This window comes from Stenotrophomonas sp. RG-453, from assembly GCF_033843685.1.
In the GTDB taxonomy this organism is placed as follows: domain Bacteria; phylum Pseudomonadota; class Gammaproteobacteria; order Xanthomonadales; family Xanthomonadaceae; genus Stenotrophomonas; species Stenotrophomonas bentonitica_A.
In genome coordinates this window covers 356614-383544 of sequence record NZ_JAMYED010000001.1, presented here as the reverse complement: position 1 = coordinate 383544, position 26931 = coordinate 356614, and the positions used below count along the sequence as shown (strand labels likewise).

The window sequence follows — 26931 nt, the reverse complement described above, 5'->3', positions numbered from 1 at the left end:
CCCGGGTCTGTCCCTCGATTCACTGCCGTCGCCCGGAACGGGCCTGTCACCCCTGACCACCCCGGTCGTCGGGCAACGCCCCGCATAGTAAACCGTTCCCCGCGCCGGCACGATCCACGCGCGGCAAGGCGAGCCGTTGCATCGCTGTGTGCAGCGCATCGCCCTGCAGTGGCTTGGGCACCAGACCGTCCGCGCCGGCGGCGATGACCTGCAGCTCCAGGTCCAGCTCCCGTCGCGCCGTCAGCACCAGTATCGGCAGGCGTTGGCCCTGCTGACGCAGCAGGCGCAGCAGTGACAGCCCGTCCATGCCCGGCAGGTCCAGGTCCAACAGCATCAGCTGGGTGCCGGGGCGGGCCAGCGCGGTCAGTGCCGCCAGCGCGTGCGCGGCATGCACGACGGTGTGACCGCGCAGCCGCAGCAGTGCGCCGACCACCTCGGCCACCAGCGGATCATCTTCCACCAGCATGACCTGAAGGGCATCGAGCGCATCGCCCTGCGGTGCGGTCGCGTGGGGCCCGATCGCCTGGCAGCCTTCCAGCGGGACACTCAGCATCCCCTGCCAACGATGGTCAGGCAACCGCGACACGCGCAGGTGCCCGTGCATCGCGCCGATCAGCACGTCGACATCGGCCAAGGCCTCGCGTACCTGCAACGGCGCTGGGGACGGACAGGCCCCCGGTTCGGCGAGCACATCCAGCAGCAGGCCACTGCAGCCCGGCCGCCAAGCGATGCGCAGGGTCAACCGGACAGCCCCGGTCTGCTCTGCCAACCCGCACGCGAGCAGTTCCACGGCTTGTCGCAACCGGTCCGGGTCGCCCACGGCGCTGGCACCGGGTTGCAATGGCGGGGCCAACACGAGGCGGCAGCCACCCGCCTCCAGACCCCCGGCCACGGCGGCATGTACCTCGTCCCACCACGGACCGATGGCAAAGCCCCGTGGATGCAGCATCACCTTGCCGGCCTGCAGCCTGGCCATCTCCAACGCCTCGTCCACCACCTGCAGCAATGCACGCCCGCCCCGCTGGATATGCAGCACCTGTTCGCGCGCGCCTGCGGGTAACGGCGTGGCCAACAGCAGTTCGCTCATGCCAAGCACGCCGGTGAGCGGTGTCCGGACTTCATGCCCAAGCGTGGCCATGTAAAGCGCCTTGGCCTGCGCGGCCTGCTCGGCCCGTGCCTGGCGACGCGTGGCGGCCCGCCAGGCGAGCGCGCGCTGCCGCCGCTGCCTCAGCGTCCACACCAGCAACGTGCCTGCACTGGCGGCGAGCAGCCACAGCAACGCCCACGCCCCGGGATGTGCCCAACCGTTGTAGGCCACGTGCAGGTGCACCTGCTGCAGGGCCGACCATTGCCCATCCACGTCACGTGCCTGGAATTCCAGTACATGCTCGCCGGCCGGCAGGCGGGGGAAGCCGCGCGCACCGCGTCGCCCGGCGCGGACCCATTCGGGGTCTTCGCCCCGCAGCCGGAATCGATACCCGCTCACACCGTCGGGCCGGCCGCTCAATAGGCGCGCCGACAACTGGATGTCGCGATCATCGGCGTTGAGCTGCAGTGGATCGGTGGAAGGCAGCTCGACCCAGCGCCGTTGTCGACGCACCTTCACCCGGTCGATCACCAGCGATGCCGGCGTCGTGGCGTCGACCATGCCCGCCGGATGCAATGCGAGCACATCGCCGTTGGCCTCCAGGGCGAGCAGATGCGCTCCGGCAGCAACCAGGCCAGTATCGAACACCATCAGCGGCAGGCCATCATCGGCGGTGTACAGCCGCGCACTGCCGCGCTCCGGGGCCAGGCGCACCACCCCGCGCGCCGTGGTGGCCCATAAAGCACCATCCGGGGCGCCGCTCAATCCGCGTGGCAACGCGGCCGGTACTCCCTGCGCCGCGTCAACCCGTTGGCTGTGAGGCGGGCGGCCGGGCGCATGCTGGTAGGCCGACCAGCCCTCCGCATCGGCTGCCCACAGCCACCCATCGGAGGCCAGATGCAGCGCGCCGATCTCCCGCCGGCCGCTGCCCGGCACCGGGAGAAAACGGCTGGCCGCCACGTGCCACTGTTTGAGACCCTCGCCGTCCCCCAACCATACCTCTCCGCCAGGGCTGCACTGGAGCGCGAACTCCGCCACGCCCGGGCGCAGGCCCGCCGCCGCGTAGGCAGCACTGGCCAGAACGCTGCCATCGCCCGCACGCTGCTCCACGCGACCATTGCCGGCCAGCCACACGCGATCGCCACAGGCCAGCAACGCGGCCTGCGGCGACGTGCCCGGCGACACACTGGCCGCCCCCACCTGCCAGCGCTGCCGACGCCGGCGCAGCGGATCGATCCGGGTCAGCCACGGCGCCGCGAAGACCCACACCACGCCCTGCGGATCTTCAACCACCACGTGGCGATCGGCACGTGCTGGATCCTGTGCATAGGACCACCGCGCGGGGGAGAAGCCCTGCTCCGGCGAGAGACGGGCGAGCGTGCCGCCGCGTGCCCACCATGCGTGTGCGTCTGCCGCCGGGGCCAGGCTGCCTGCCGCACCGGCGATGGGTCCGGCCGGTGCGGCGAAACGCTCGAAGTGCCGCCACTGGGCGCCGAGTCGCCATACGCCCTGGCGGCTTCCCGACAACCAGACCCGCCCCCGCCGGTCCTCGAACGCCTGCCCGATGCGCGACACCTCGCGCCCGTGCGGCCGGGGCAGTTGGAGTGCGTGGTGGTTCCGGCCGTGCTGATCCTGCCACCACACCTGGTCGCCATCGCCGAACCAGTCCCCGCCACGCCGCGCCGCGCCGAGCCAACGGGCCGGTGTGCGATGCCCGGAAACGGGTTGCAAGGACGGCAGCTGCCGCACCCGCGAACCCTCGGCCGTGCTGGAATGCAACCGCCCCTGCGAATCCAGGCCGAGCGCGGTCACCGGCCGAGCGGAAGCGCCGAGCATCGCAGGCGTCTGGAACCGGTCGTGCTGCCACCTCGCCAGCCCGGCGGCACTGCCGATCCACAGGCCGCCGTGCGGATCGGACACGAGCCGCTCCACCCGTGCCGACGGCAAACCACCACCGCCAGCGGCCGGCAGGTGCTGACGCAGGAAGTGATCGCGGTCGAGCCGGAACAGACCGGCATCGCGGGTACCAAACCAGACGCTGCCATCGTCCATGGGTTGGATCGCCAGGATCGGGCTGGCCGCCACCGTGGGTACCGCCGGCCCCGCCCACCGGGCGAACTGCTGGCGGTCAGCGGAAAGACGCTGCAGATAACCGTTGCCGGTGCCGATCCATAGCTGGTCACGAGCATCGAGGGCCAGGCTGCGCACCACGTTGTCGGCCAGGCCGTGTTCCATGCGCCAGATCCGGAACCCGCTGCCGTCATAGCGCGCCAGGCCGTCGCCCGTCGCGAACCAGAGATAGCCCTTACGGTCCTCCACGATCTGATGCACCACGTTGGACGGCAATCCGTCGACGGTCGTCATCCGTACGCCATGGCTGGGCAGCGCCAGCACCGGAAACGCCTGCAGCAGCCAGACCAGCAGCCCCCACCGCCCCCATCGGCACCCGCGGTGCGGCGTGCCGCTCATGCGCTGCGCCGGCATCTGGCCAGTCCATCGCCCAACGCCGCCCGGCTCACGGGCAGGCGCAGGAACAGCTCGAAGCCGGCCGCGATCGCCTCGCGCTGCGCAGCGGCATCCGCACGCGCAGTCAGTGCTACCCGTGGCACCCCCGGCCACCGCCGCGACAGCCGTGCCCCCACGCGTTCGCCATCCACCCTAAGGGCGGGATCGACCACGATGACGTCCCAACCCGCACCGTCCGCGGCGGTGGGCGGCAGTGCATCCGCGCCGGGAAAGTGGGTGGGCAGATGGCCCAGGGAGGCCAGCATGGCCAGCAGCACCTCGGCAACGACCGCTGAGGGATACACCACCAGCACCCGCAGTGCGCCGGCCGCAGCCGGCCCCGGCAGCGCACACGCTGCAACGATGCCGGTGGGGAGCTCACCGCGCGGCAAGGGCAGCGCCACCTGGAAACAGGTGCCCTGGCCGGGAACGCTGGTCACGGTGATATCACCGCCCATGGCCACTGCCAGATCGCGTGAGATCGACAATCCCAGCCCACTGCCGCCGTAACGGGCCGCGGTCTGCGCGCCATCGGCCTGTTCAAAGCGCTGGAACAGGCGCTGGCACTGCGCCGGCGTCATGCCCGGCCCGGTATCGCACACCCGCAGCACGATCCCTTGGCCATCGTGTCCGCCGTGCGCTTCCAGCCGCACCGTTCCCTGCGCGGTGAACTTCAGCGCGTTGCCGAGCAGGTTGAGCAGGATCTGGCGCAGGCGACGCGCATCGCCGATGACGCACGCCGAGGCCGGCAGCGTGCTGTGCCACTCCAACGCAAGCGCCTTGCCCTGCGCCACCGGCAGCAGCAGCGCGTGCAGTGCTTCGATCATCCGCTGCAGCACGAATGGTGCCGGCTGCAACTGCAGTTCCCCTGATTCGATGCTGGCCAGATCCAGTGCGTCATCCATCAGCCGCAGCAGGTGCTCACCGGCATGGTGCAGGCTGTTGACCCGGCTGCGCTGGGAGGGCGGAAGCGGTGAGCGCAGCAGCAGTTCGCTCCATCCCAGCACCGCGGTCATCGGTACCCGGATGCGGGTCCCCAGCGTGGTCAGGAAACGGGTGCGCTGCACGGATGCGCGCTCGGCATGCCCCTGCCGGGCACGCAGCCAGCGCCAGCGGCGCTGCCGACCGCGGCGTACGTGGAAGCGCCATCCCCAGAGCCACACCGCACCCAGCCCCGCGGCCGCGGCGGCCCACCGGGCCGGCGGCGCCTGCCACCATGCCGGGACCACCTGCAATGTCACCCGGCGCACCGGCGACCACCGGCCGTTTCCCTGCCGGGCCTGCACCTCAAGCGTCTGCAGCCCCACCGGAAGTCGCTCGAACACGCGCAGGCCGGTGGCATCACTTTCCTCCCACTGGGCCTCGTGATCCTGCAGCCGGAAGCGATACTGCACGTGCGACGGCGCACCGCTGCTGAGCAGCCGCGCGGCAACGCGCACATGCCGATCAGCACCCGAGAGCGGCACCGGGCCGGCGCCGACCGGCAGCGTGATCTGCGCCTTGCCACGGCGAGCAGTGATCGCATGGATGACCAGGCCCGGGGCGCGCTCAGGGCCCGCGACACCGGCCGGATCAATCAGCAACAGCCCGCCTTCGCTGACCGCAGCGGCGAGCCGATCGTCGGCGGTGCGCACCAGCCCGTGCGGCAGCACGCCCTGCGCCGGCAGCCCCTCATCGCCGCCGAAGTGGCGCACGCCGCCGCCGTGCGGGTCGACCCGGACCAGGCCACGTGCATCGCCTGCCCACGCAACGCCCGCTGCGTCGACCACCAGTGCGCGTGCCAGCAGACGCGGATACCCGTGCGCAGGGCCGAAGCTGTGCGTCTTGCGCAGCTGCTGGCCATCCCAGCGGTAGCGCCGCAGTACCCCGAGGCTGCTGATCCAGTAGTGGCCATCCTCGCCGCGGGCGATCGCCCCCACTTCGCCGCGCGGCGCTCCCTCCACGACCGCGAAGCGTTCCTGCGCCGGCAGCCAGCGTTTGACGCCGCTGCGGTCGGTTGCCCACAGCCGGCCATCGTCATTGCACAGCAACTGGGGGCCATGGCTCGGCGGCACCAGCCCGAGGGTGTGCGGCGCGGCGGACAACTGCAGCACACCGTCGGCATCGCGTCGCTGGATGCGGTCGGCACGCCCGAGCCACAACGATCCATCGCTGCAGGCCTGCAGATCGACCCTCCCCGCGTCGCCGCCCACGCCCAGCAACCAGTGACGGCGGCCACCGCTGCCCGGCAGGTAGCGCGACAACGTATTGCCACTGGCCACCCATACCTGGCCGCGACGGTCTTCGGCGATGGCCACGGTGCCCGCACGCAGGTGATCGGGGCGGTAGTCGACGCCCAGGTCGCTGCGCCCGCTCACCGTGTCAACGCGCTGCAGGCGCCCGCGATCGCCGGCGATCCACACCCGCCTGCCATGGGAGGGCGCCAGGGCCAGCACGTGGTCGCCATCGAGTCCGGGCCAACCATCACGGGCGGCCGCCAGCAGCGTGAACTGGCGCCACCGCGCGGGCAGGTGCCACAGGCCCTCGCCGCGGCCGACCCACCACAGGCCGCCGACCCGGTCCTCCAGGGCATGGCTGACCGCAGCCGTGCTCATCACGGCGCCGGCGTATCCACGCAGCGGCACCGGCTGCGGCGCCTGCCCGCGCGCGTGAAGTCGCAGTCCGCTTGCGCCGGCGCTCCAGAGGTCGCCCGCGGTACTGCGCAGCACCGGCATCGCCGTGCCCTCCGGCATCCGATGCAGCTCGCCATCGCGCCACCGGTGCACGCCCTGCGGTGTGTGCACCCACACCCCGCCGTCCGGATCGGGCCAGAGCACGTGCACGTCAACGTGCTGGTCATCGTGCAGCGGTACCTGGATGAAACGATGTTCCTCACGCCGCAGTGCCCCCGCCGGCGTCCCGATCCAGAGCCGTCCCTGGTGGTCGGTGACCAGGGCAGTCACCCGGCGCACCGGGCCACCGTGCAGCTGCAACGGCACGCGTTGCCAGCGGCCGTCCGGATGCCGTGCGAACAGGCCATCGTCGAGGGTACCCACCCACACCACACCGTCGGGGGTGCTGGTGATCTGCTCGACGCCGATGCGGGGCAGGACCACCGCGCCATTGCCCGGCATGCTCTGGATCACGCGGCGATCAGCAGACAGCGTCAGCAGGCCCTGCGAGGCGGTCGCCAGCCAGAGCTGGTCCTGCGCATCCAGATGCAGCGCGCGCACGTCCACATCCGGCAGCCCCTGCTCCCTTCGCCACGCGCGGAAACGGTGACCATCAAAGCGCAGCAGTCCATCGTCGCTGGCGAACCAAAGATAACCGTCGCGGTCTTCCACGACCGCACGCAGCGCTGCGGTCGGCAGCGCATCGGCAGGGCCCAGCGGCCGGGGCCAGGGTGCCGTGACGGGATCGCCGGCCAGAACAGGGACCGGCAGCCAGAGCGCGAGACCCAGCATCACCGCAGCCCAGCGATGGCCCATTGATGCGGATCGGCCTCCCCCCACGCGTACCCCGACCGTCCTCTCCTGCATGAACAGCACGGTATGTCGAAGCCACGCGAAGAGGGCTGGCAGGATCTGGACCCGGTCACAGTCCGATCAATGAAATTTCAGATCAAAAAAGAAACTTCGAGGAATGGCATTGATCGCACCGATGCGCACAGGGCCTCGGCTGATCAGTGTCGCGGCGACTTCCCGGCGCGGGCGTGCACGATCGCATCGATCAGCATGTCACCGGTCACCGGCTTGCGCAGGAAACCGTTGAATCCGGCCGCCCGCACCTGCTGCTCGGCGTAGGCATCCGAGCGTGCGGTCACCGCGATCAAAGGAAGCTCATAGCCCATTGCGCGCAGCTGTCCGGCAATGGCAATACCATCCAGCGCCGGCAGATCCAGATCGAGCAACCCGACATCGAAGCTCCCCGCAGCGACTTCGGACAATGCCGCCAAGCCGTGCAGCACATGCACCACGTCATGCCCACGGGTGCGCAGCAGCCCGGCGATCACATCGGCCACGGTGGCATCGTCCTCCACCAGCAGGATGCGCAGGGGCGGCAGCTGCGTGCGCGTCTCCAGGCCGGTTTCACCCGACGCCGCAGCCGACTGCACGGTCCACGGCAGCGGCAGTTCAACGGAGAAGCGGGCGCCATCGCCCAGCCGGCTGTCGATCCGGATGTGGCCGCCCATCGCCACCGCCAGTTCCTGGCAGATCGCCAGGCCCAGGCCGCTGCCGCCATAACGCGATGCGGTGCGAGGGCCATCGGCCTGTTCGAAGCGGTGGAACAACCGCTCCTGCTGGTCCTGGTTGATGCCCGGCCCCGTATCGGAGACCTCGAAGATGATCGCGCGCCCGCCGTCGAGCAGCTCGACGCCAAGGCCCACATGGCCATGCTCGGTGAACTTGATCGCGTTGCCGAGCAGGTTCATCAGGATCTGGCGCACGCGCATCTCGTCGCCACTGACCTGCACCGGACCGGGCAGGTTGAAGCTGCGCTCGAAGGCCAGGCCACGGTGATGGGCCATCGGTTCCATCAAGGCCTCGACCTGGTCCAGCAACGACATCAGATCGAACGGCCGCAGATCCAGTTCCAGTCGCCCAGCCTCGATGCGGGCCAGATCCAGCGCGTCGTTGACCAGCCGCAGCAGGTGTTTGCCGGCATGCTGGATCGAGCCGGCGTAGCCGCGCTGCACGTCATCCAGCGAGGTGGACAGCAGCAGTTCGCTCATGCCCAGCACACCGGTCATCGGCGTGCGCACTTCATGCCCCAGCGTGGCGAGGAACCGGCTCTTGGCCTGTGACGCCTGCTCGGCCAACTGTTGTTTGTGCACCGTCAGCTGCCATTGCTGGCGACGGCGCAGGCGCGCACGTGCGACGTACGCCAGCGCGGCGATCCCGATCAGGCCCAGCAGCACATAGCCCACGATCGCCCAGCCACTGCGCCACCATGGCGGGCGCACCTCCAGGTCCAGCGTGCTGGGCGGCGTCCACGCGCCCTGCGGCGTCGCGGCCTGCACCTCGATGCGATAGTGCCCGGCGGGCAGGCGCGACAGCAGGCGCTCGCCATCGGCCGCCTGCATCACCCAGTTCTGGTCATAGCCGGACACCCGGTAGCGGTAGCGGTTGCCATGCGGGTTGGCGAACGACAGCAGGCGCGCGGACACGATCAGGTCGCGGTCCTGCGGGCCCAGCACGATCGGTGCCTGCGGAGGCAGCATCTGCTGGCCCTCGGCATCGTCACGACGCACCTGCACGCTGTCGATCACCAACTGCGATGGCGGCAGCAGCATGTCCGCCGCGTCCGGATCGAAACCAACCAGCCCGGTCGCGGTCACTGCCAGCACCCGGCCGTCGCGTGTCTGCACGGGCGGGCGATTGCTGAACTCCACATCGGGCAAGCCGTCGCGTTCGCCATACAGCCGCAATCGACGTTCGCTGCCCTGCCAGCACACCAGGCCGCGTGGCGTGGTCGCCCATACCTGCCCGTGGCTGCCCAGCGCGAGCCCGCCCATCGACACCGCCGGCATCCCTTCGGCCGCGCCGACGCGTTCGCGCAGGCTCATGCTGAGCCCGTCCCAGCGGTACCGTTCCAGCGCGCCTTGGCGCGCCAGCCAGAGTTCATCCGGGCCGGTCCAGGCGGCATCGTAGATGCTGCCGCGGGAAATCCCGGGCACCTGTTCGAAACGGTCGTTGCGCCACCGCATCAGCCCCATCTGGTCGCCCATCACCCAGAGCTGCCCGCGCGGATCGAACACCATCTGCTCGACCGGATTTTCGGTCAGCCCGCGGTTCTGGTCGTTGCGGATCGTATCGAGCACGTTGCCGCGGGCGTCGCGGCGCTGGATGCCGAAGTTCATGATCGACAGCCACAGCTCGCCATCCGGCGCCTGCCGGATCAGATCGATGCGCTGGCGTACATCGGCGCCACCGCCGATCTTCCATTCGCGCAGTGTGCCGGTGGCCGGCTGGTACAGATTCAGACGGCCCGCGCGACCGATCCACACGGCGCCGTCCTCGCGGGGCAACAGCGACCACGCCGCGCCCACCCCGATCTGTTTGTCGTCGGCGATCTGGCGCAGCTGCCCCTGCACATCGAGACGGTAGAGCCCGTGCGCGCCGGAAATGTAGAAGTCGTCCCCCGCAGCTGCCGCGCCCAGCAGGTACACACTGTCCAACGGCTTGCCGTCAAGCTGGTACCAGCTGGAGAAACGCTTCCAGTCCGGTGGGAGGTAGGCCAGTCCCTGGGTCAGCATCGCCACCCACAGGCCGCCTTCATGATCCTGCAGCATGTCCAGCACGCCACTGCGCGCGGTCAGGAAGCCACTGCCGGCATCACCGGCGAGCAGCCGCGCGGTGCTGGCATCGCCGCGGTACAGACCATCGGCCGTGCCCAGCCAATAGCCGCCGTTGCGGTCGTGGATCACCGTGGCCGCACGTACATCGGCGCTGAGCTTCCAGGGCGCCGGACGGGCCTGGTCATCGGCACCGATCTCGAACAGCCCGCCTTCGGTGCCCGCCCAGACCGTGCCATCGGGCTCGCGGGTCAGGCGGAACACGCTCTTGCCGCCCAGCAGGGCCGGCGCGATCCGGGTGAAACCGTCGCCATCCCAGCGGGCGACACCGTTGGAGGTCCCCACCCAGACCCGCCCCTGCGGATCGGCCAACAGGGTGTAGATGGTGTTGTCGGGCAGACTGCGCGGATCGCTCGGGTCGGCTTGGTACCTGACCAGCGCCCCGTCTTCGCTGCGCCGGCATATGCCGTGCTGGTTGGTGCCGATCCACAGCGACTGCGCGGCATAGGCCAGCGACCAGAACTGGCCCTCGCACGCCTCGCTCAGGGCGGTAAAGCGGGTGAACGCCGTCCTGTCCGGACCCAGCATGCCCAAGCCAGCGCCATTGCTGCCCACCCAGACGCGGTCCAGCGGATCGATCAGCAGCGTTTCCACCTCGTTGCCGGGAAGCGAGCCGGGGTCGGCCGGATCATTGCGCCAGACCCGCAGGCCGACGCCGTCCACGCGGGCCAGGCCGTCATCGGTCCCGGCCCAGATGTAGCCCTGGCGATCCTGGGCCAGGGCCAGCACCATGCGCGACGGCATGCCCTCGGCCGCGCCCAGGCGGCGCAAGCGTGGCGTTTCCGCCGATATCCCTGCGGCTTCCAACACTGACGGCACTGCGCACAACCACAGCCCCAACAGCACGATGCCTGCACCCCAGCGGCGCGTGCTCATCGATCCGGTCTCCCTGTTGGTGCGGATTGTCACACAGCGATCAGGACGGTGTCCGCATTCCGGGCCGACGGCCGTGGATGGAACGGGCTGTTTCCGTCCTGCACAGGGAACACGGCACGGGCGCCCCGTGCTGTTGTCGGCCGCACCACGATCTGTTGCAGCCATGACGCTGCATCCCATGACACGGCTGTGCGTATGATCGCCCCAGACCCTCATGGAGCCAGCGCCTTGCTCAAGCGCCTGACCCTTTCGCTGCTGTTGTCGGCCCTGCCGCTGCTCGCCATCGCCGCCCCCGACAGCTACCGCCTCGACCCGGTGCATACCCGCGTGCTGTTCGCGGTGGAGCATGCCGGCTTCTCCCACGCACTGGGCACCGTGTCCGGCAGCGAAGGCGTGCTGTTGTTCGACCCGGACGACTGGCGCACGGCACGCCTGGAGGTCAGCGTGCCGATCCAGCGCCTGGACCTGGGCGATGACAAATGGAACAAGGCCACGCTGGCGCGCAATCTGCTCGACGGTGAGCGTTTCCCGCAAGCGCGGTTCGTCTCGACCCGGGTCGAACCGATCGATCCCACCCACGCCAACGTGATCGGCCAGCTCACCGTGCGCGGGGTGACCCGCGAGGTCACGCTGGCGGTCACCCTCAACGCGCTCAAGCGTCATCCGCTGCCGCCGTTCCGCCGCACCGCCGGCTTCTCGGCCACCGCCACACTCAGCCGCAGTGCCTTCGGCGTGGATGGCTGGGCCTCGATGATCGGCGATGAGGTGCTGCTGCGGATCGAAGCGGAGGCCGTGCGCGATCGCAGCGCGAGCGACCCGGGCGATCCTGCCCCTGCCGATGTGCCGGGAACTCCGGCCCCGCCGATCGACTCAGATACCCCACAGCCGGTCCAGGAGACCACGCCATGACCGCCAAGAACACCCCGACCCGCTGGGGCGGCGTCAGCCAGACCCTGCACTGGCTCATCGCCGTACTGATCCTCGCCCTGGGCATCGTCGGGCTGACCATGGGCGAGCTGCCCAAAACCCCGAAGTACTTCTGGGTCTACACCATGCACAAATCGATCGGCATCACCGTGCTGGCGCTGGTGGTGACCCGGCTGCTGTGGCGGCTGTACGCCGGCGCCCCGCAACCGGTGCCGGGCACGCCAACCTGGCAGGAACGCATCGCCTCGGCCACGCACTGGCTGCTGTACGTGCTGATGTTCGCCATTCCGCTGTCAGGCTGGCTGTACGACTCCGCCAGCGGCCTGCGCCCGTTCCGTTGGTTCGGCCTGGTCGATGTGCCCAAACTCAGCCCGCCCGATGAACGTGTCACCCAGATCTCCCACGCCATTCACGAGTGGGGCTTCTGGCTGCTGATCGCGGTGGTCGTGGCCCATGCCAGTGCTGCGCTTTACCACCATTTTTACCAACGCGATGCCACGCTTGCGCGCATGCTCCCGCAGCGCTGGCTTGCCTCCCCCCAGAAGGATTGACCATGAACATCAAGCTCACCTCTCCCGCCGCGGTCGCCGCCGCCCTGGCTGGCCTGCTGGCCACCGCCCCGGTGCTGGCCGCCGATTACGTGCAGGCGCCCGGCTCGGTGCTGGCCTTTGCCACCAAGTACGACGGTGAAGTGTTTACCGGCACCTTCCCCGGCTTCGACACCAGGATCAGCTTCGATCCGGCCAAGCTGGACGATGCCAAGCTGGAAGTGACCATTCCGCTGGCCAGCGCCAAGAGCGGCAACAGCGACCGCGATTCGACCCTGCAGGGCGCGGACTTCTTCAACGTGGGCAAGTTCGCCCAGGCCAAGTACAGCGCCACCAAGTTCCGCTCGCTGGGCAACAACCAGTACGCCGCCGACGGCACGCTGGAACTGCGCGGCGTGAGCAAGCCGGTCACCCTGACCTTCACCTGGACCCCGGGCGCGCAGCCCGTGCTGGCCGGCAAGGCCACGGTCAAGCGCCTGGACTTCGGCGTGGGCGGCGGCGACTGGGCCGATACCAAGACCATTCCGAACGAGACCGCGATCAGCACGAAGGTCGTGCTCAAAGCAAAGTAACCCGACCGGACGGGTGCCGGCCGGCTCGCCCAAACCGGGTAGAGCCGACCGTTGGTCGGCCTCCAGAGCAACGACGCCCGCGGTAGAGCCGACCGTTGGTCGGCTGCCAGGACGTCATCGCCGCCAGGGCGGCCGACCAACGGTCGGCTCTACCGAATCCAAGCTTCTACCGCGGGCAGATCGAACGGCCAGTCCAGCTCGCGGCCCCGTGCATCGCGCAACACCGGCACCCGGAGCCCGTAGCGGGCCTCCAGCGCGGCATCGTCATCGATGAACACACTGTCCAGATCGGCCACCCGGGCCTGGGCCAGCACCGCCAGGGCCTGGTCGCACAAATGGCAGTCATCACGCTGGAACAAGGTAAACACCGGCCCACCCGCCTTGGAAAATGTTGCGCCGCACTCAAGGCTGGCGCCTGCGACAGCATAGAATAGCGCTCCATCCGATACCCGCAGTTTGGCAATCATGGCTGTCAGCACGTTCGACGTTTTCAAGATCGGCATTGGCCCGAGTTCTTCCCACACCGTGGGACCGATGAAGGCTGCCGAACGTTTCGTGCACCGCTGGCTGCTCGATCCGGGCCATCTGCAGGACGTGGTGCGCATCCGCGCCGACGTCTACGGTTCGCTGGCCCTGACCGGCCGTGGCCATGGCACCGACAAGGCCGTGCTGCTCGGGCTGGAAGGCCAGCGCCCGAACCTGATCGATCCGGACATCATCCCGGAGACCCTGGAGCGCATCCGCAGCAGCAAGCGGATCCGCCTGATGGGCCAGCACGAGATCGCCTTCGACGAGAAGCGCGACCTGGGCCTGAACAAGCGCCAGAAACTGCCGTACCACACCAACGGCATGCGCTTCACCGCCTACGGCGCCGATGAGCAGGTGATCGCCACGCGCGACTACTACTCCGTCGGTGGTGGCTTCGTGGTCAACCAGGACGATGCGGCCGATGACCGGATCGTGCCCGATGAAACCCCGCTGCCCTATCCGTTCAAGAGCGGCGACGAGCTGCTTGCGCAGACCGCACGCAGTGGCTTGAGCATCGCCCAGATGATGTTCGAGAACGAGAAGTGCTGGCGTACCGAGGACGAGATCCGCGAGAGCCTGCGTGAAATCTGGAGCGCCATGCAGGCCTGCGTGGCACGCGGCATCCGCCAGGAAGGCACCCTGCCCGGCGGCCTGCATGTCTCCCGCCGCGCACCGGCGCTGTACCGCGAGCTGTCCTCCAAGCCCGAAGCGGCGATGCGCGATCCGCTGACCACGCTGGACTGGGTCAACCTGTACGCGCTGGCGGTGAACGAAGAAAACGCCGCCGGTGGCCGCGTGGTCACCGCCCCGACCAACGGCGCCGCCGGCGTGCTGCCGGCCGTGCTGCATTACTTCGACCGCTTCTGCCCCGGTGCCAACGAACAGCGCGTGTTCGATTTCCTGCTGACCTCGGCGGCGATCGGCATCCTGTACAAGGAAAATGCCTCGATCTCCGGTGCCGAAGTGGGCTGCCAGGGTGAAGTGGGCGTGGCCTGCTCGATGGCCGCCGGCGGCTTGGTCGCCGCGCTCGGCGGCAACCCGAGCCAGATCGAGAATGCCGCCGAGATCGGCATGGAACACAACCTCGGCCTGACCTGCGATCCAATCGGTGGCCTGGTGCAGATCCCCTGCATCGAACGCAACGCGATGGGCGCGGTCAAGGCGATCAACGCCTCGCGCATGGCGATGCGCGGCGATGGCAAGCACAAGGTCTCGCTGGACAAGGTCATCAAGACCATGCGCGACACCGGCCGCGACATGCAGGACAAGTACAAGGAAACCAGCCGCGGCGGGCTGGCGGTCAACGTCATCGAGTGCTGATCCACCGCCCCCGGCTGTAGAGCCGACCGTTGGTCGGCTGCTCCCGGTGGCCTCATCGGCACGCCCGCATACCGCCCGGATGTTCGGCACCCCTGCACATCGCTCGGATGTAGAGCCGACCGTTGGTCGGCTGCTCCCGGTGGCATCGTCGGCACCCCTGCACGGCCACTCCGGTACAGTCAGGACTTCCCCCGATGGAGACCGCCATGCGCATCCTGGCCGCCGCCCTGCTCGCCTGCCTGCCGCTGACCACCCTCGCCGCCGATACCTACGGCCCGCGGCTGGAAGGCTTCGACTACCCCTATCCGGTCAAGATCTTCCGGTTCGAGTCCCAGCGCCAGCCGCTGGAGATGGCGTACATCGACGTGCCCGCCGGCGGCAAAGGGTTCGCCGGTACGGTCGTGCTGCTGCATGGGAAGAACTTCTGCGCGGCCACCTGGAAGGACACCATCGCCGCACTGAGCGCGGCCGGCTACCGGGTGATCGCCCCGGACCAGATCGGCTTCTGCAAATCGAGTAAGCCCGAACGCTACCAGTACTCGTTCGGCCAGCTGGCCGCCAATACCGAAGCGCTGCTGGAGCATCTGGGCTACGGCGAGGGCAAGCTGCACATCGTCGGCCATTCAATGGGCGGCATGTTGGCGGCACGCTTCGCGTTGATGTATCCCCAGCGCGCGCTCAGCCTGTCACTGGTCAACCCGATCGGACTGGAAGACTGGAAGGCCAAGGGCGTGCCGTGGCGCAGTATCGATGCCTGGTACGCAGGCGAGCTGAAGACCAGCTTCGACAGCATCAGGAAGTACCAGCTCGACGTTTATTACAACGGGCAGTGGAAGCCCGAGTACGAGCAGTGGGTGCGCATGCAGTCGCGCATGTACGACGGCCCCGGCAAACAGGCAGTGGCGTGGAGCCAGGCGCTGACCTCGGACATGGTGTTCAACCAGCCCGTCGTCTATGAACTGCCGAAACTCACGGTCCCGACCACCTTGTTCATCGGCCAGACCGACCGCACCGCGATCGGCCGTGACCTGGCGCCGCCCGCCCTGAAAGCGACGCTGGGCAACTACCCTGCGCTGGGCAAGGCGGCGGCCGCGGCGATTCCCGGCGCCACCCTGGTGAGCTTCGAGGACCTGGGCCACTCGCCGCAGGTGCAGGACCCTGCGCGATTCAATGCGGCACTGCTGAAGGCAATCTCACCACACGACTGACCTGCCCACCACCCCGGTACTGCCACGCCATGCGTGGCAGCAGCCGTCCTCACCATTATCCGCCGACGCAGCCAACCACCCTGGCGCTACCGCGTGCCTTGGGGGGATCGCGCGGCAATCAGCCCCGCACGATCGCCAGCACGTCGTCCAGCAATGCGGCGGCGGTGACTTCCGCGCCGGCGCCCGGCCCCTGGATCAACAGCGGCTGGGCGTGATACCGATCGCTATGAATCGCCACCCGGTTGTCGGTCTGCGCGCCGCCCGCCAGCGGATGGTCGCGCGGCAGTACACGCAGCCCGACCGACGCACCGTCGTGATCGAAGCCACCGACGAAGCGCAGGCATCCACCCTGCTCGTTGGCCTGCTGCCAGTAGTGCTGCAGCGGCGCATCCAACAGCGACAGGCGGGTCACCGCATCCGCCGCCGGGAGCGCGGCGAGCGCATCCGGTACCAGCGAGGCGACCTGTACCTGCTCGGCGCGCAGTGCGATGCCGCTGGCGCGCGCCAGGATCAGCAGCTTGCGACGGACATCTTCACCGGAGAGATCCACGCGCGGGTCCGGCTCGGTGTAACCGGCGTCGGCGGCCTCACGCACATACGCGGAGAACGGACGTTGGCCATCGTAGTGATGGAACAGCCACGCCAGCGAACCGGACAGCACGCCTTCCACGCGGTGGATGCGGTCGCCACCGGCAACCAGTGCGCGCAGGCTGCTCAGCAACGGCAGGCCAGCACCGACCGTCGCACTGTCGCCGTAGCGCGCGTCGCCCTGCTGGCCGCTGTCGGCGATGGCCTGGGCACGGGCCAGCTGGGCCCCCTGGCCAAGCTTGTTGGCGGTCACCACGTGCACGCCACGCGCCAGCCACTGCTCGTGCCAGTTGGCGACCTCGTCACTGGCCGTCGCATCGACCACCACGTCACCGCGCTGCAGGCCCTCGGCTTCCGCCCAGGGCTGCAGTGTCACCGCACCGCGTGCGGCCAGGTTGGCCTGGGCAAGTTCGTGCGCGGGGGCCTGTTCGCAGGTGCGCGCCGTGCGTGAATTGGCCAGCCAGGAAAACGACGGCAGCGTGACGCCACGGTGCTGCAACGAGGCATACCGTTCCACGAAAGCGGTGCCGACCGTGCCGGTGCCGAGCAGCGCCAGTTTCCGGTTGGCAACCAGCGGCAGATTCAGCACCGCGCTCATGCATCCACCTGTTTACGGCGCTGCACGTCGCGGTGCTGATCGATCACGACCTGGGCGCGTTCCAGCCCGGCCTGCAGATCGGCCACCAGGTCTTCCGGCGACTCAATGCCGACCGACAGGCGCAGCAGCCCTTCGCTGATGCCGGCATGCGCGCGCGCTTCCGGGGTCATGGCCGCGTGGGTCATGGTCGCCGGGTGCGCGATCAGGCTTTCCACGCCGCCCAGCGATTCGGCTAGGGTGAAACAGCGCAGGCCATCGACGAAGGCGCGCACCGCCGCGTGCGGATCATCGCCCGGGCACGAGGCCAGTTCGAAGGACAGCATCGCACCGAAGCCGCTCTGCTGGCGCGCCGCGATGGCATGGCCGGGATGATCGGCCAGGCCGGGGTAGTACACGCTGGCCACCGCATCGCTGGCGGTGAGCAGATCGACCACGGCCACCGTGTTTTCCTGGTGCGCGCGCAGCCGTGCACCCAGCGTGCGCAGGCCACGCAGGGTCAGGAACGCATCGAACGGCGAGCCGGTCAGGCCCAGTGCGTTGGCCCACCACACCAGCTGCTCGTGCACCGCCGGATCGCGCGCGACCACCGCGCCGCCGACCACATCGCTGTGCCCGTTGATGTACTTGGTGGTGGAGTGCAGCACCAGGTCGGCACCGAAGCTGATCGGCTGCTGCAGCGCCGGCGACAGGAAGGTGTTGTCGACGACGACCTTGGCACCGGCCTTGTGCGCGGCATCGATGACGAAGCGCAGGTCGGTGATGCGCAGCAGCGGGTTGGACGGGGTTTCGATCAGCACCAGCGTCGGCGACTGCGCCAGCGCATCGGCCAGCGAACGCGGATCAGTCAGGTCGGCGGTGATCAGGCCGAAATGGCCCTTCTTCGCCAGCGCGTTGAACAGGCGCCAGCTGCCGCCGTACGCATCATGCGGCACCACCAGGGTATCGCCGGGCTGCAGCAGCGCATTGAGCACCAGGTTGATCGCGCCCATGCCGGTGGACGTGATCACGCCACCGGCGCCCCCCTCCAGCTCGGCCAGCGCCTCACCCAGCAGATCACGGGTGGGGTTGCCGCTGCGCGTGTAGTCGTACTGGCGCTTGTTGCCGAAGCCATCGAAGCTGAAGTTCGAGGACAGCACGATCGGCGGGGTCACCGCGCCATGGGCGGTGTCACGGTCGATGCCGGCACGCACGGCGGCGGTGACGCGGCTACAGGACGGCTCGGTACCAGCGGAACGGCTCATGCGGTTTCTCCGGGGGATCGAAAAGCGGTGGCGAGGATCGCGTCGATGCGATCGGTTTCTTTCAGGAAGGCGTCGTGGCCATACGGCGAGCGCAGCACGCGCAGGCTGCCGCGCGGGCCCAGCCCTTCCACCAGACCGACGCAGTCGGCCAGCGGGACCAGGCGATCGCCTTCCACGGCAACCACGACGGTCGGCACCTGGATGGCGGCCGGGTCGATGCGGTGCAGGTCGATCGATTCGGACAGGCGCAGGTAGGCATCGACCGGGGTACGGGCGACGTACTGCGCACCGGCGGCATCCAGATAGTCTTCGGCGGCAACGCGCACGCGGCCGTTGACCACTTCCGGCGCGGCGTCGAAGCGTTCGCCGAATTCTTCCGGCGTGCGGTAGCTGAGCATGGCGAACTGGCGCGCCAGCGACAGCCCGTGGCTTTCGGCGCACTGCAGCTGGCCCAGCGCGACCGCGCGACGCTGCAGCGCGCGCCAGGCGGCAGCATACGGATGCGGGCGGTGCGCGCCGCTCACCGCGATCAGCTTCTGCAGGCGCTGGCGGTGACGGAGCGCGAACTGCTGGCCAACCAGCGCACCGTAGGAGTAACCGACGAAGCACTGCAGGCGGGCGATGCCGAGATGATCGAGCAGCAAGGCCAGCGCGTCGGCCTGGTCGGCAGTATCGATCGGCAGGTCCAGCGCGCCGTCGGCACCAATGAAATCGAACGCCAGGATGCGCAGCGAGGCCGGATCCAGCGCGCGACCTGCGGCCACCAGGCCCTCGGCCCAGCCCTTCTCCGGGAATTCGGCATTGGCCGCCACGTGGCGGTGGGCGGAGATGCCACCGGCCAGCACCACCACCGGCGCCTCGGCGCGGCCCACGATTTCGTAGCGCAGGCGTACCGGTCGCGGTCCACCGTGACGCATCGACAGCACCGCCGCGATATCGCCGCGCACGGCGTTCAGCCCGGCGTCGACGGGGACGCTGAGCGGGGCGAAAGTTTCGGTGGCGGCAGGGGCGGCGGTGGCGAAGCTCATGGCGGTATCCAAAGGAGGAAAACGGCCATCGAGCTTTCGCGGAGCTCGCGTTCGAAGCGCACGCACGGTGCACGGTTCGAACCATCTTTCGGAAGACACCAACGGTCTCCGCAGGATTTGGCACCTACGCAGGTCGCTTTCGCGTCTGCGGGCTGCCCCGGCTTCAAAGGGCCTGTCCCTCTGCCGGTCTCGATGGTGCAGCCACGATGCCAGCGCTTTTGGCTGATGTCAATCCCTTCATCGGCATGAAGAGATATATATTCCAGATCATCATCAGTCACGCATACTCCAACTCCCCTGCTTACCGGCGAATGCCTTGCGCTGCCTGCGTCTGCCCGTACTGACCGCGTTGATCCTGCCGGCGCTGAACGCCTGGGCCGGGCCGGGCGCGAACTGGCGGGACGGCTGGCGGATCGACCGGCCGACGCCCGCCACCGCCGCCCAACCGGCCGGCCAGGCAGATGCGTCGGCCTTGGCGGTGCTGACCCTGGAGGGGGAAGGCGACCGTTGGCAGGCACGCGTCGACAACCGCCTGGCGGGGCCGGTCCAGGTGGCACTGGCGTCCTCACCCGGTGCCCCCGCCCTGCCCGGGCTCCCCCTGCAGACCGTGGTGGCCGGTTCGGCCAGCGTCGTGGTGGTCCACGTGCAGCCGCCGGCCGGCACGACGACGATCCGGCTGGCGCTGACCGCCGTTCCCGGCGATCCCACCGCCCGCCCGCAGGACGTGGCCTACCAACTGCCGTTTGACGCCGCCCGCATCAAAGTCAGCCAGGCGCCGCAGGGCCGTTTCAGCCACGGCGACGCGGAAAACCGCGACGCCATCGACTTCGCGCTGCCCGAGGGCACGGCCGTGCTTGCGGCGCGGGCGGGAACCGTCATGCAGGTCCAGGCCGGTTTCCAGGGCAATGGGCAGGACCGCGACCACGATCTGGGCCGGGCCAACCTGGTGCGGGTGCTGCACGAGGACGGCAGCATGGCCGTGTACGCCCACCTGCAGCACAACGGCGCGCTGGTCCGCCAGGGCCAGCAGGTCCAGGCCGGGCAGCGCATCGGCCTCTCGGGCAACACCGGCTTCAGCGCCGCGCCGCACCTGCACTTCGCGGTCCAGGTCAATGCGGGGATGCGGCTGCGCTCGATTCCCGCCCGGATTGTCAGCCCGCAGGGCGAGCTGCACTTCGCCCGCACCGCCGATGAGACCGGGGCGTCCGCCCTGCCCTGACCCCGGCCACGCCCGCCCCCGCTATACTGGGCGGCTCATCTCCATGAAAAGCGCCCCGGGCGGGCGCGTCACGCCATGTCCGAAGTCGCTACCGAAGCTGCGCGCCGCCGCACCTTCGCCATCATTTCCCACCCTGACGCCGGCAAGACCACGCTGACCGAAAAGCTGCTGCTGTTCGGCGGTGCGATCCAGATGGCCGGTTCGGTCAAGGGACGCAAGGCCGCGCGCCATGCGACCTCCGACTGGATGGCGCTGGAAAAAGAGCGCGGCATCTCGGTGACCTCCTCGGTGATGCAGTTCCCGTACGAAGGCAAGATCGTCAACCTGCTCGACACCCCCGGCCACGCCGACTTCGGCGAGGACACCTACCGCGTGCTCACCGCGGTGGACTCGGCGCTGATGGTGATCGACGTCGCCAAGGGCGTGGAAGAGCGCACCATCAAGCTGATGGAAGTCTGCCGGCTGCGTGACACGCCGATCATGACCTTCATCAACAAGCTCGACCGCGAGGGCAAGGAGCCGATCGATCTGCTGGATGAAGTGGAAAGCGTGCTGGGCATCCAGTGCGCACCCGTGACCTGGCCGATCGGCATGGGCCAGCGCCTGAAGGGCGTGGTCCACCTGATCAGCGGCGAAGTGCACCTGTATGAGCAGGGCCGCAACTTCACCCGCCAGGATTCGACGATCTTCCCCTCGATCGATTCGCCCGGGCTGGCCGAGAAGATCGGTGAGCGCATGCTGGCCGATCTGCGCGACGAGCTGGAGCTGGTGCAGGGCGCCAGCCATCCCTTCGACGTGGAGGCCTACCTGGCCGGCAAGCAGACGCCGGTGTTCTTCGGTTCGGGCGTGAACAACTTCGGCGTGCAGCCGCTGCTGGACTTCTTCGTCGAGCACGCGCCCTCGCCGCAGCCGCGCGCCACCACCGGCCGGGTGATCGCGCCGGAGGAAAACAAGCTGACCGGTTTCGTGTTCAAGATCCAGGCGAACATGGACCCGCAGCACCGCGACCGCGTCGCGTTCATGCGGGTGTGCTCAGGCCGTTTCGTGGCCGGCATGAAGACCTTCCATGTGCGCACCGGCAAGGAAATGAAGCTGGCCAACGCGCTGACCTTCATGGCCAGCGACCGCGAGATCGCCGCCGAGGCCTGGCCGGGCGATGTGATCGGCATCCACAACCACGGCACGATCTCCATCGGTGACACCTTCACCGAAGGCGAAGCGGTCAGCTTCACGGGCATCCCGAACTTCGCGCCGGAACTGTTCCGCCGCGCACGCCTGCGCGATCCGCTCAAGCTCAAGCAGCTGCAGAAGGGCCTGGCGCAGCTGTCCGAAGAGGGTGCTACCCAGTTCTTCCGCCCGCTGATGAGCAACGACCTGATCCTGGGCGCGGTGGGTGTGCTGCAGTTCGATGTGGCGGCATACCGCCTGAAGGATGAGTACGGCGTGGAAGCGACCTTCGAGCCGGTCAGCGTGACCACGGCGCGCTGGGTCACCTGCAGCAACGAAAAGAAGCTGGAAGAGTTCCGCGAGAAGAACGCGGGCAACCTCAGCATCGACGCCGCCGGGCAGCTGGTGTACCTGGCACCGACCCGTGTCAATCTGCAGCTGGCGCAGGAACGTGCGCCGGACGTGCGCTTCGCGGCGACGCGCGAAGCGGCGCACAGCGTCTCGGTCGGCTGATCGCGCGACCGCGCTGCCGGCTGAACAGGCGCGCGTGCATGCGCGCGCCATCGCGGCGATGATAGGGGAGAGCGGGCTCCCCCTCCCCGCATCTCCCATCATCGCCATGACCTCTGTCGTTTCCGTTCGAGAAGAAATCGCCAGCGCCCTGACCCACGGGCTTGGCGCCGTCGCTGCACTGGCCGGTAGTGCGGTGCTGATCACCCTGGCCGCCATCTATGGCGACGGCTGGCAGTTGGCCAGCGCGATCGTGTTCGGGGTGGCATTGCTGCTGTTGTACACGGCCTCGACGCTCTACCACGCGATCCAGCATCCGATCGCGAAGGGCCGGCTGAAGGTGTTCGATCACTGTGCGATCTACCTGCTGATCGCCGGCACGTATACGCCGTTCACGCTGATCGGCCTGCGCGGCCCCTGGGGCTGGGGAATGTTCACCGCGATCTGGGCGCTGGCGCTGTTCGGGGTGGTCTTCAAGTTGTTCTATACGGGGCGGTTCAAGCTGCTGTCGACGATCATCTATATCGCGATGGGCTGGATGGTGATGGTGGCGATCAAGCCGATGTGGAACTCGCTGGATGCGTGGACGCTGGGATGGCTGCTGGCCGGCGGGGTGTTCTATACGTTGGGGACGGTGTTCTATCACCGGGAGTCGGTGCCGTATTCGCATGCGATCTGGCATCTGTTCGTGATCGGCGGGAGTGTGTGCCACTTCGTTGCGGTGACGGCGCAGATTCTCTGAGTGCTGTTTTCTGCCAGGCAAGTGCGACGGCACCCGGACCAGCGAGAGCACTAGCACTAGGACTAGCAATGGCAACGGCAACGGCAACAGCAACGGCAAGAGCAAGACCAAGAGCGACTCGGGCGTCAGGAATGCGCCAGGCGGGGTCGGCACGGGTGGGTCGGCGGGACACGCCGTGAATCCGTCCCTGGAGGCTCATGTCGCGCCATCCATGGCGCTCATGGTCCCGCCAACCCACCCGCACCGCCCCGCTCACCCTTGGCCGGTGGCCTGAGAAGGTCAGAATCCTGGTTGGACCGGATGCCAAGCATGGCCGACGCACCGCGCTTGGAGCAGTCATCGACAACGGCGGCGCCGACGGTCGACACGCCTCACCCTGACAGTACCCTTACCAATGCTTCGCGCTGCCTGCACGATGCAAGGGCAACCATGGGGATGTGAATACTGTGCCCTCCCCTGTTCCGTCCGATGCCTCTTCCCGTTCCCGCTGGCGCTGGCGTCGTCCTGGCAAGCGGGGGCAGCGGTGGTTGGCGATCCTGGTGTTTCTGTTCGCTGCGCTGTTGATCCTGATCGCATTGTGGGATTGGAACTGGTTCAAGGGACCGGTGGAGCGGGCGGTGCAGGCCAAGACCGGGCGTGAGTTCCATATCAATGGGAATCTGGATGTCGATCTGGGTCGGGTGACGACGGTGCGCGGTGATGGGCTGACCTTTGCCAATGCGACGTGGGCCAAGCAGCCGCAGATGGCGACGGCCGATCGGGTGGAGATCGATCTGCGGGTGTGGCCGCTGCTGCGTGGGCAGGTGCGGATTCCGGAGATCCGCTTGACGCGACCGGATCTGCTGCTGGAAACCGCGCCGGAGAAGAATCAGCCGGGCAACTGGGATTTCCTGGGCCCGAGCGACGGTGACCCGCCGGTGCTGCAACGGTTGCTGATCGAGGATGGGCGCCTGCAGTTCCAGGACACGGCCGGCAGGACGGATGTGCTGGTCTCGCTCAACAGCGGCAAGCCGCGGGACAAGGACAGTGGTCCGCCATTGCTGGTCAAGGGCAAGGGACGCTGGCAGGGCAATCCGTTCTCGCTGAATGGCAATACCGAGTCGCCGCTGGAGCTGACCAATACGGGGCATCCGTTCCGCATCCATCTGGATGGGCGCGCGGGGAACACGCATGCGATCGCCAGCGGCACGCTCACCAATCCCTTCCAGCTGCGGGTATTCGATCTGGAGCTGATGCTGAGCGGGCAGGACATGGAGGATCTGTTCCCGCTGATCGGCGTGGCAATGCCGTCCACGCCGCCGTACAAGCTCAAGGGCCGCTTGAAGCGCAACAACGCGGTCTGGCGCTATGAGTCGTTCACCGGCACCGCCGGCGACAGCGACCTGGGCGGGACCGCGCAGATCGATGTCAGTGGCGAGCGCCCATTCCTGACCGCGGATCTGGTCTCCAAGCGGCTGGACTTCGACGATCTGGCCGGCTTCATCGGGGCACCGCCGAAGACCGGTGCCGGCGAGTCGGCCAATGCCGAGCAGAAGGCCAAGGCGGCCGCGCTGGCGGCCAGTGCCAAGGTGCTGCCGGACACGCCGTACAACCTGTCCAAGCTGCGTGCGATGGACGCCGACGTGCGCTGGAAGGCGCAGCGCATCAATTCGCCGACGCTGCCGCTGGATGACATGGATGCCCACCTCAAGCTCAATGACGGGCTGCTGCGGCTGGAGCCGTTGAACTTCGGCGTGGCCGGCGGCGACATCCGCAGTACGATCCGCATGGATGCGCGCAAGCAGGCGATCTCCACGCAGTTGCAGGCCACCATCCGCAAGGTGCAGCTGGGCAAGCTGTTCCCTGATGCGAAGCTGGCCGAACAAGCCTCCGGCGGCATCAGTGGCGACGTCAAACTGACCGGCCAGGGCAACTCCGTCGCGGCGATGCTGGGCAGCTCCGATGGCACCGTGGCGGTCGGGATCGGCCGCGGCCATGTCGGCAATCTGATCATGGAACTGGCCGGCCTGGATGTCGCCGAATCACTGAAGTTCCTGTTCACCGGCGACAAGCAGATTCCGCTGCGCTGCGCGTGGGGCGACTTCGGTGTCGACAACGGCGTGATGCAGTCGCGCTCGCTGGCCTTCGATACCACCGATACGTTGATCCTCGGCGAAGGCAAGGTCGATCTGAAACAGGAGCAGCTGGACCTGCTGCTGCGCCCGCGCCCGAAGGACATGAGCATCCTGGCGCTGCGCTCGCCGCTGCGCATCGGCGGCACCTTCAAGGATCCCTCGTTCCGCCCGGACTTCAAGGCGCTGGGCATCCGCGGGGCGATCGCGCTGGCGCTGGGCAGCATCGCCCCGCCCGCCGCGCTGCTGGCCACCATCGAGACCGGCCCGGGCGAGGACAGCAACTGCGGCGGCCGTTACGCCAAGTAAGCGCGGGGCCATCCGGGCAGGGACCGACGCTGCGTCGGCCTGCCCCGCCGCGCGCGGCCACGCTCAACCGGCAACGATGTACTGCTGCAGTTGATCCAGTTTCTGCGCCTGCTCGTCGATGACCGCCTTGACCAGATCACCGATCGAGATCACCCCGAGCACACCCGTGCCATCGACCACCGGAAGGTGGCGGATGCGGTAATCGGTCACCAGCTGCAGGCAGTGCTCGACCTGCTCGCCAGGGGCGACGGTCACCACCTTGGGGGTCATGATCTCGCGGACTTCGGTCGTCCGGGACGAGCGTTCGTGCAGCACGATCTTGCGTGCGTAGTCGCGCTCGGAAAGGATGCCGACCAGTTGCCGGCCCTCCATCACCAGCACCGCGCCGATGCCCTTCTGGGCCATCAACCGGATGGCGTCGATCACCGCCGAGCTCGGGGTGACGGCGAATACCTCAGGGGACTTGCCTTCCAACAGCTGCCGTACCGTGGTCATCTCGCTGCTCTCCACCGATGGGATGCACGGCCGAGTCTGCCACGAACGGGGCCTGCCAGGTGTCAATCAGGTACAGCGGGCGCTGCTTGGATTCCTCGTACAGCCGGCCCAGGTATTCACCAATCAGGCCCAGGGCGATCAGCTGTATGCCGCCCAGGAACAGGATCACCGCCATCATGGTCGGCCAGCCCGCAACGCGGTCGCCGTACAGCGCTGCCTTGGACACCACCACCAGCGCGAACACGAACGCGAACGTCGCTGCGGCCAGGCCCAGATAGGTGGTCACCCGCAGCGGCGCGGTGGAGAATCCGGTGATCCCTTCCAGGGCGAAATTCCATAGCCGCCAGAACCCGAATTTGCTCTCGCCCACCAGCCGCGCATGCCGATGGTAGGGCAAGGCCTTGCGGCGGAAACCCACCCAGCCGAACAGCCCTTTCATGAACCGGTGGCGCTCACGCAGCTGGCCCAGTGCCTGCACAGCGCGCGGCGACAGCAGCCGGAAATCACCGGTGTCGGCCGGGATCGGCGTTTTGGACAACCGCCCGATCACCCGATAGAACGCCTTGGCAGTGGAGCGCTTGAGCCAGCTCTCGCCATCGCGCGCCAGGCGCGTGCCATAGACGTTGTCATAGCCCTGCTGCCACAGCGCGACGAACTCGGGAATCAGTTCCGGCGGATCCTGGCCATCGGCGTCGAGGATCATCACCGCGCCGTCGTCGACGAAATCCAGCCCCGCCGTCAGCGCGGCCTCTTTGCCGAAGTTGCGCGACAACCGCAGTACGCCGACGCACGAATCCGCGGCGGCCAATGCCTGCATGACGGCCCAGGTGGTGTCCGTGCTGCCGTCATCCACATACAGCACGCGGCCGTCGATGCCCTCCAGCCCAGCCAGCACTGCGCGCAGGCGCGGGTGCAGCATCGGCAAGGCGAGCGCTTCGTTGTGGGCGGCGACGACGACGGTCAGGAGAGGGCTGGTCATGCGGCGATTGTAGCGTCAGCCAATTACATGCATGAATGC

General features: G+C 68.4%; 18 protein-coding genes and 1 riboswitch. Of the genes, 9 read left to right on the top strand and 9 right to left on the bottom strand.

Annotated elements, in window-relative coordinates:
• Positions 1-46: 46 nt before the first annotated feature.
• The 3 genes from NJD74_RS01605 to NJD74_RS01595 form a co-directional block, all read right to left on the bottom strand.
• Positions 47-3571, bottom strand: coding sequence for a response regulator (locus NJD74_RS01605; RefSeq protein ID WP_319623521.1), 3525 nt, complete (start codon positions 3569-3571; stop codon positions 47-49).
• Positions 3553-7059, bottom strand: a complete 3507-nt coding sequence (locus tag NJD74_RS01600) for an ATP-binding protein (RefSeq protein WP_319623520.1) — start codon at positions 7057-7059, stop codon at positions 3553-3555. The genes NJD74_RS01605 and NJD74_RS01600 overlap by 19 nt, the downstream gene beginning before the upstream one ends.
• A gap of 194 nt (positions 7060-7253) precedes the next feature.
• The gene (locus NJD74_RS01595) at positions 7254-10802 is read right to left on the bottom strand and encodes an ATP-binding protein (RefSeq protein ID WP_319623519.1); all 3549 of its coding nucleotides are present in this window, start codon (positions 10800-10802) and stop codon (positions 7254-7256) included.
• Between the two features lie 195 nt (positions 10803-10997).
• Between NJD74_RS01595 and NJD74_RS01590 the strand changes: the two genes are divergently transcribed.
• The 3 genes from NJD74_RS01590 to NJD74_RS01580 are packed head-to-tail and all read left to right on the top strand — an operon-like array spanning position 10998 to position 12849.
• A complete protein-coding gene (locus NJD74_RS01590) occupies positions 10998-11711 on the top strand; it encodes a YceI family protein (protein ID WP_070471349.1) in 714 nt (237 codons plus the stop codon).
• Positions 11708-12280 (top strand): cytochrome b, encoded by a 573-nt coding sequence (locus NJD74_RS01585; RefSeq protein ID WP_019186060.1) that lies wholly within the window; start codon positions 11708-11710, stop codon positions 12278-12280. The genes NJD74_RS01590 and NJD74_RS01585 overlap by 4 nt, the downstream gene beginning before the upstream one ends.
• 2 nt (positions 12281-12282) lie before the next feature.
• A complete protein-coding gene (locus tag NJD74_RS01580; RefSeq protein ID WP_019186059.1) occupies positions 12283-12849 on the top strand; it encodes a YceI family protein in 567 nt (188 codons plus the stop codon).
• A 149-nt stretch (positions 12850-12998) separates the two neighbouring features.
• Here NJD74_RS01580 and NJD74_RS01575 read toward each other — a convergent pair whose 3' ends face one another.
• Positions 12999-13217, bottom strand: coding sequence for a glutaredoxin family protein (locus tag NJD74_RS01575; protein ID WP_319623617.1), 219 nt, complete (start codon positions 13215-13217; stop codon positions 12999-13001).
• A gap of 97 nt (positions 13218-13314) precedes the next feature.
• Here NJD74_RS01575 and NJD74_RS01570 point away from each other — a divergent pair, with 97 nt between their 5' ends.
• Both NJD74_RS01570 and NJD74_RS01565 read left to right on the top strand, forming a co-directional pair.
• Positions 13315-14697 (top strand): L-serine ammonia-lyase, encoded by a 1383-nt coding sequence (locus NJD74_RS01570; protein WP_019185097.1) that lies wholly within the window; start codon positions 13315-13317, stop codon positions 14695-14697.
• A gap of 206 nt (positions 14698-14903) precedes the next feature.
• Complete coding sequence (locus NJD74_RS01565; RefSeq protein ID WP_070471414.1) at positions 14904-15905, top strand: alpha/beta hydrolase; 1002 nt, start codon at positions 14904-14906, stop codon at positions 15903-15905.
• Positions 15906-16023: 118 nt separating this feature from the next.
• Here the strand turns inward: NJD74_RS01565 and NJD74_RS01560 are convergent, their stop codons facing one another.
• The 3 genes from NJD74_RS01560 to NJD74_RS01550 are packed head-to-tail and all read right to left on the bottom strand — an operon-like array spanning position 16024 to position 19360.
• On the bottom strand, positions 16024-17091 hold the full coding sequence (locus NJD74_RS01560; RefSeq protein WP_319623518.1) for a homoserine dehydrogenase: 1068 nt from the start codon (positions 17089-17091) through the stop codon (positions 16024-16026).
• Positions 17088-18332, bottom strand: coding sequence for an O-succinylhomoserine (thiol)-lyase (locus NJD74_RS01555; RefSeq protein WP_319623517.1), 1245 nt, complete (start codon positions 18330-18332; stop codon positions 17088-17090). Before NJD74_RS01555 ends, NJD74_RS01560 begins: the two co-directional genes overlap by 4 nt.
• Positions 18329-19360, bottom strand: a complete 1032-nt coding sequence (locus NJD74_RS01550) for a homoserine O-succinyltransferase (protein ID WP_319623516.1) — start codon at positions 19358-19360, stop codon at positions 18329-18331. Before NJD74_RS01550 ends, NJD74_RS01555 begins: the two co-directional genes overlap by 4 nt.
• A gap of 78 nt (positions 19361-19438) precedes the next feature.
• Positions 19439-19559: riboswitch (SAM riboswitch) on the bottom strand.
• A gap of 117 nt (positions 19560-19676) precedes the next feature.
• Here NJD74_RS01550 and NJD74_RS01545 point away from each other — a divergent pair.
• The 4 genes from NJD74_RS01545 to NJD74_RS01530 all read left to right on the top strand — a co-directional run bounded on the left by NJD74_RS01545 (position 19677) and on the right by NJD74_RS01530 (position 25418).
• On the top strand, positions 19677-20579 hold the full coding sequence (locus NJD74_RS01545) for a M23 family metallopeptidase (protein ID WP_319623515.1): 903 nt from the start codon (positions 19677-19679) through the stop codon (positions 20577-20579).
• A gap of 75 nt (positions 20580-20654) precedes the next feature.
• The gene (locus tag NJD74_RS01540) at positions 20655-22259 is read left to right on the top strand and encodes a peptide chain release factor 3 (protein WP_070471339.1); all 1605 of its coding nucleotides are present in this window, start codon (positions 20655-20657) and stop codon (positions 22257-22259) included.
• A gap of 100 nt (positions 22260-22359) precedes the next feature.
• Entirely contained in the window at positions 22360-22998 is a 639-nt protein-coding gene (locus NJD74_RS01535) for a hemolysin III family protein (RefSeq protein WP_026070085.1), read from the top strand.
• A 539-nt stretch (positions 22999-23537) separates the two neighbouring features.
• On the top strand, positions 23538-25418 hold the full coding sequence (locus NJD74_RS01530; RefSeq protein WP_319623514.1) for an AsmA family protein: 1881 nt from the start codon (positions 23538-23540) through the stop codon (positions 25416-25418).
• Positions 25419-25481: 63 nt separating this feature from the next.
• On the opposite strand, the gene NJD74_RS01525 is transcribed toward NJD74_RS01530, so the two are convergent.
• Both NJD74_RS01525 and NJD74_RS01520 read right to left on the bottom strand, forming a co-directional pair.
• A complete protein-coding gene (locus NJD74_RS01525; protein WP_019185106.1) occupies positions 25482-25913 on the bottom strand; it encodes a CBS domain-containing protein in 432 nt (143 codons plus the stop codon).
• Positions 25873-26892 carry a glycosyltransferase family 2 protein gene (locus tag NJD74_RS01520; RefSeq protein WP_319623513.1) on the bottom strand — a complete coding sequence of 340 codons (1020 nt, stop codon included), beginning with the start codon at positions 26890-26892 and terminating at the stop codon, positions 25873-25875. The genes NJD74_RS01525 and NJD74_RS01520 overlap by 41 nt, the downstream gene beginning before the upstream one ends.
• Positions 26893-26931 lie beyond the last annotated feature (39 nt).

Excerpts from the sequence above, each read along its gene's own strand:
- NJD74_RS01605 (WP_319623521.1), bottom strand. The coding sequence starts at position 3,571 with ATGCCGGCGCAGCGCATGAGCGGCACGCCGCACCGCGGGTGCCGATGG.
- NJD74_RS01600 (WP_319623520.1), bottom strand. The coding sequence starts at position 7,059 with ATGGGCCATCGCTGGGCTGCGGTGATGCTGGGTCTCGCGCTCTGGCTG.
- NJD74_RS01595 (WP_319623519.1), bottom strand. The coding sequence starts at position 10,802 with ATGAGCACGCGCCGCTGGGGTGCAGGCATCGTGCTGTTGGGGCTGTGG.
- NJD74_RS01590 (WP_070471349.1), top strand. The coding sequence starts at position 10,998 with ATGATCGCCCCAGACCCTCATGGAGCCAGCGCCTTGCTCAAGCGCCTG.
- NJD74_RS01585 (WP_019186060.1), top strand. The coding sequence starts at position 11,708 with ATGACCGCCAAGAACACCCCGACCCGCTGGGGCGGCGTCAGCCAGACC.
- NJD74_RS01580 (WP_019186059.1), top strand. The coding sequence starts at position 12,283 with ATGAACATCAAGCTCACCTCTCCCGCCGCGGTCGCCGCCGCCCTGGCT.
- NJD74_RS01570 (WP_019185097.1), top strand. The coding sequence starts at position 13,315 with ATGGCTGTCAGCACGTTCGACGTTTTCAAGATCGGCATTGGCCCGAGT.
- NJD74_RS01565 (WP_070471414.1), top strand. The coding sequence starts at position 14,904 with ATGCGCATCCTGGCCGCCGCCCTGCTCGCCTGCCTGCCGCTGACCACC.
- NJD74_RS01560 (WP_319623518.1), bottom strand. The coding sequence starts at position 17,091 with ATGAGCGCGGTGCTGAATCTGCCGCTGGTTGCCAACCGGAAACTGGCG.
- NJD74_RS01555 (WP_319623517.1), bottom strand. The coding sequence starts at position 18,332 with ATGAGCCGTTCCGCTGGTACCGAGCCGTCCTGTAGCCGCGTCACCGCC.
- NJD74_RS01550 (WP_319623516.1), bottom strand. The coding sequence starts at position 19,360 with ATGAGCTTCGCCACCGCCGCCCCTGCCGCCACCGAAACTTTCGCCCCG.
- NJD74_RS01540 (WP_070471339.1), top strand. The coding sequence starts at position 20,655 with ATGTCCGAAGTCGCTACCGAAGCTGCGCGCCGCCGCACCTTCGCCATC.
- NJD74_RS01525 (WP_019185106.1), bottom strand. The coding sequence starts at position 25,913 with ATGACCACGGTACGGCAGCTGTTGGAAGGCAAGTCCCCTGAGGTATTC.
- NJD74_RS01520 (WP_319623513.1), bottom strand. The coding sequence starts at position 26,892 with ATGACCAGCCCTCTCCTGACCGTCGTCGTCGCCGCCCACAACGAAGCG.